Source organism: Streptosporangium minutum (assembly GCF_002149035.1).
GTDB classification, from domain to species: Bacteria; Actinomycetota; Actinomycetes; order Streptosporangiales; family Streptosporangiaceae; genus Streptosporangium; species Streptosporangium minutum.
Genome location: NZ_NGFP01000410.1, coordinates 1 through 4,468 on the forward strand (window position 1 = coordinate 1; position 4,468 = coordinate 4,468).

Here is a 4,468-nt window from a genome sequence, read left to right on the forward strand (position 1 = left end):
GCCGGGGGGCGCAGGCCGACGGCGAGCGGGTGTGGGAGTTCCTGCGGTCGGCCCAGGAGCGCGACCTGCTGGTGGTCCGCCTCCCCGGCGACGACGGCTGGACCTCCGGGCAGCTCGGATCGATGATCGGCGCGTTCGGACGGCAGGCCGGCGAGACGCTGGCGGCCGCCGTACTGCTGATCATGGATTTCGGCTGGAGCGCCCTGGACAACTCCGCCGCACCGGTCCGGCAGCTCGCCATGGCGGGAGAGCCCCGGGTGGCCGCCGCCGCCCTCACCCTGACCCTGAAACTCGGCGAGACGCTCTCCGGCCGGGCGCACAGCCTGACCGGTGTCCTCGCCGAGGGACTGGCCACCCGGGCGGCCGACCTGGACGGCGACGGGATGATCACCGTCGGCGACCTGCACGCCTACGCGCTGCGCCACTACGCGACCGCCGCCGCGGCGCGCACCCCCCTCCTGATCGCCTACGGCGCCGTCGCCGACGTCGCCCTGACCCAGGCCCGGGACCTGTCCGCCCCGCCCCACGCCGCCTTCGCGCGGCTTCTGGCCCGGCTCGGCGACCTCTCGCCCCCGGCCTCGGGCACCGAGATCGTCCGGCGGATCTACGAGCTCCACCTGAGCGAGCCGGCCAGGGAGCTGCTGCGCAGGGCCTCCCTGCTCGACGAGGGCGAGTCGATCGACGAGGTCCTCGGCGACGCCGCCGAGCTCCGGCAGTGGGGGCTGCTCGGCGAGACGAGCATGTTCGTCCATCCGGACGTGCGGGCCTTCGGCTACTCGCGGCTGTCGGCGGCCGAACGCGCCCAGACCTCCGCGGTGCTGCGCCGCCTGCGGGCCGGGCGGCGCGCCGTGCAGCCGCGGGCCAGGCTCACCGCCGACCGGTGGACCACCGAGGACCAGCTCGGGCACCGGGTCTACGCCGAGGCCATCGCCGCGTTCGTCCGCCACCCCGAGACGCGGCCGCCGCTCACGATCGGCGTCAAGGGGCCGTGGGGCACCGGCAAGACCTCCCTGATGCGGATGATCCAGGACCTGCTGGACCCCGGGGCCGCCGGGGACCGCCCCGCCGAGATCCATCTGCCCGGCTCCCGCCGGGACAGGGCCCTGACCAACGCGGAGGTGCTGGCCAGATCCCGGCAGCGGCCCCGGGAGGGCACGGGCCAGGCGGAGCCGGGCGCCCTTCCGGTACGGCGGGCGGACTGGCGGCCGACCGTCTGGTTCAACCCGTGGATGTACCAGAACGGCGAGCAGGTGTGGGCGGGGCTCGCCCACGAGATCATCGGTCAGGTCACCCGGCGGCTGCCCCTCGCGGAGCGGGAACGGTTCTGGCTGGAGCTCAACCTGGCCAGGATCGACCGGGAGGCGGTCCGCCGGCGCGCCTACCACCTGGCGATGACCCGGCTGGTCCCGCTGGCGCTGGGCCTGGTCGCCACCCTGGTGCTCACCGGAGCCTTTCTCACGGCCTCCGCGCTGCTGCCCGCGTTCGGCGCCCTCCTGCGGAACGCGGCCGCCGGCATCGGCTCGGCCGGTTCGGTGGCCGTGGTCGCGGCGGGCGCCGTACGGCTCGCGAGGTTCTTCCGGGAGTCGGCTGACACGGCTTTCCAGGGGCTGGTCCGCCAGCCCGACCTGCTGTCCCCCGGCGTGATGGAAGGGCTCGCCGCCGAGGCGGCGACCACCCCCGGCTACGGTTCCAGGACGGGCTTCCTGCATCTGGTGCAGACCGACATGCGGCAGGTGCTCGATCTGATCGCCACCGAGGAGCGGCCGCTGGTGGTGTTCGTCGACGATCTGGACCGGTGCTCGCCGGGGACGGTGGCGCAGGTCATCGAGGCGATCAACCTGTTCCTCGCCGGGGAGTTCCCCAACTGCGTGTTCGTGCTGGCCATGGAGCCGGAGGTGGTGGTCGCGCACGTGGAGGCCGCCTATCCGGAGCTGGTGGAGACGATGCCGGACGACGGGCGCTCCGGGCTGGGCTGGCGGTTCCTGGAGAAGATCGTGCAGTTGCCGCTGAGCGTGCCGCTGCTGGACGACGCCGACCGGCTGCCCGGCTTCGTGCGGGCGCTGCTGGGCATGCCCGAGATCGCCGAGCCCCGCGAGCCCGTGGAGTGCCGCGTGCCCGGCGGGACCACGCCGCGGCGGCGCGGCCGGCCGCCGCGCGGGGCGGGGATCCGGCCGGACGGGGCCGGCGCGCAGGCGCGCGAGAGCGGGCCGCCGCCGTGCGGGAGCGTGCCGGAACCACGGGGAACCGTGCCGGAACCACGCGGGAACGTACCGGAACCACGCGGGACCGGGACCGTGCCGGGGTCGCGCGCGCCAGTCGACGTGCCGCTCGCCGTACCCAGGTCACGGCCGGTGGAGCCGCCGGATCCGGCGCTGGTGAGCCGCCTGGAGGACGCGATCTGGGCGCTGCGGCCGACGGCCGCGGACCTGGACGAGGCGGCGCGGCGGGCCCAGGAGATCCTGGGCATCGAGGCCCTGGACGCGATCGGCGGGCTGGCCTCGGCGACGCGCGAGGCGGCCGACCGGGTCTTCGACGACCTCTACAGCGACGAGAACGCCTACCGGGCGATCGAGTTCGTGCTCCCGGTCATGACCTTCTTCAACCCGCGCGAGATCAAACGCTATGTGAACGTCTTCCGCTTCTACTCCTTCCTCGTCTACCGGCGCACCCTCGCCGGAGCGGCGCCCGCCTCCGACGGCGAGGTTGCCAAGCTCGCCGCCCTGACCATCCACTGGCCGCACCTGCTGTCGCCGCTGGTCAGGGAGGTCGACGGGGTGACCGTGCTGCAGCGGCTCGAACGCGCCGCGGACGACGACGACGGCTGGGAGCGGGCCGTCCGCGAGGCGGGCCTGGCCGGCCCGGACACCCCGGGCGCCGCTCACCTGGACACCCTGCGCGACCTGCTCTCCTGCCCCCACCCCATGGCCGACCTCGCCCGCCACCTCCTCTGAGCACCGGGAACCAGGCGGTCGGGGTCGTCGAACCGACAGCGGCCCACCGCGGGGAGGCGGCGGAGGCCGGGACGGCCGCCCGCGCGGAGCCGCGCCGCAGCGCACCGGTCTCCGCCGTCCCGCCGTGGCGCCGGAGGTCTACTTGCGGTTACGGGAGGAAGGCCCCTGCCACACGTAGGGGTTGCCGGACTTCCGGCCGGGGTGGCGCGAGGCGTCCTTCCGCTCACCAGGCCCGCCGGCGCGCCGCCGGCGCGCCAGCCACCACCCCACGGCGACGACGACGAGCCCCATGGGCGTACGGGCGAGCCAGCGGGTCGCCAGCAGTTGCAGGATTCTCTTCATGTCTCCTCGTTCCGGTCGTGCCGCTTCCCTGCCCTCGCGTCCGCCGAACATGCCGCTCGACCCGCCGGCGGGGAGGTGTCCGGCCCGGGGACGGCGACGCGGAAGAACCCGCCCCGAAGCCCCCGGGAACGGCAGGGCGCCCCGGACCACGTGGTCCGGGGCGCCTTCGCGGTGCCGGGACGATCTAGCGCTGGGCCTCGATCATCCAGTGGTGCTTCTCCAGGTCCTGCGTGATCTCGATGAGGATGTCCTGGGTCACCGGGTCGGGCTCGTCGGTGGCGGTGATGCGCTCGCGCATCCGGCGGATGATGGATCCGAGGATGTCCGTCATCGCGGCGACGACCTTGCCATCGTTGATGTAACCCGTCTCCAGCTGCGGCACCTCGGTCGTGCTCGCGAGCGTGGAGGCCCGGCCGTCGGGGTTGGACCCGATGGCCACCGCGCGCTCGGCGACGGTGTCCGCGTGCTTCCTGGCCGCTGAGACGATCTTGTCGAGCTGCAGGTGCAGCGAGCGGAAGTTGTGGCCGATCACGTTCCAGTGGGCCTGCTTGCCCAGGAGCGACAGGTCGAGCAGGTCGACGAGCGCGCCCTGGAGGGCGACGGCGACGACCTTCTTGTCTTCGGGCTTGAGCGGACTGGTGATCGCGGACATGGAATGTCCTCCCCCTGTTTCGACATCAGTTTCCGATTTGTACTGAAACGTCCCTACCCAGCTGTGCGCTCCTTATGTTGACACTGTCATAGTTACAGTGTCACTATCGAGACATGGAATGGACCATCGGTGAACTGGCTGAGCGGGCCGCCGCGGCGCTGACCCCCACCGCCCAGCTCAACGGGCGGGTCAGGGACATGCCCAACGAGCGCCTCATCCGGTGGTACGCCACGATCGGCCTGCTCGACCCCCCGTCGGCCCGCCGCGGCCGCGTCGCCATGTACGGCAGGCGCCACCTGCTCCAGCTCATCGCCGTCAAGCGCCGCCAGGCCGACGGCCGGACCATCGCCGAGATCCAGGCCGAGCTGGCCGGCGCCACCGACCAGGCCCTGGAGGCCATCGCCCACATCCCGGAGCCCCCGGCCGAGAAGGCCGCCCCCCGGACCGCGCGCCCGCGCTTCTGGGCCGAACGGCCCGCCGCGCCCGCCGCCACGCCGGAGCCCGGCCCCGCCGCCCCGAAGCC

4 protein-coding genes are annotated in these 4,468 nt (G+C 73.8%); 2 read left to right on the forward strand and 2 right to left on the reverse strand.

Going from position 1 to position 4,468, the window contains the following annotated elements:
* A partial coding sequence (locus CA984_RS42730; RefSeq protein ID WP_133061962.1) for a KAP family P-loop NTPase fold protein occupies positions 1-2,951 on the forward strand: 2,951 nt, incomplete at its 5' end.
* Between the two features lie 138 nt (positions 2,952-3,089).
* On the opposite strand, the gene CA984_RS42735 is transcribed toward CA984_RS42730, so the two are convergent.
* Complete coding sequence (locus tag CA984_RS42735; RefSeq protein ID WP_086579000.1) at positions 3,090-3,293, reverse strand: DUF6203 family protein; 204 nt, start codon at positions 3,291-3,293, stop codon at positions 3,090-3,092.
* Positions 3,294-3,477: 184 nt separating this feature from the next.
* Complete coding sequence (locus tag CA984_RS42740) at positions 3,478-3,945, reverse strand: Dps family protein (RefSeq protein ID WP_086579001.1); 468 nt, start codon at positions 3,943-3,945, stop codon at positions 3,478-3,480.
* Positions 3,946-4,058: 113 nt separating this feature from the next.
* Between CA984_RS42740 and CA984_RS42745 the strand changes: the two genes are divergently transcribed.
* A partial coding sequence (locus CA984_RS42745) for a MerR family transcriptional regulator (protein ID WP_133061963.1) occupies positions 4,059-4,468 on the forward strand: 410 nt, incomplete at its 3' end.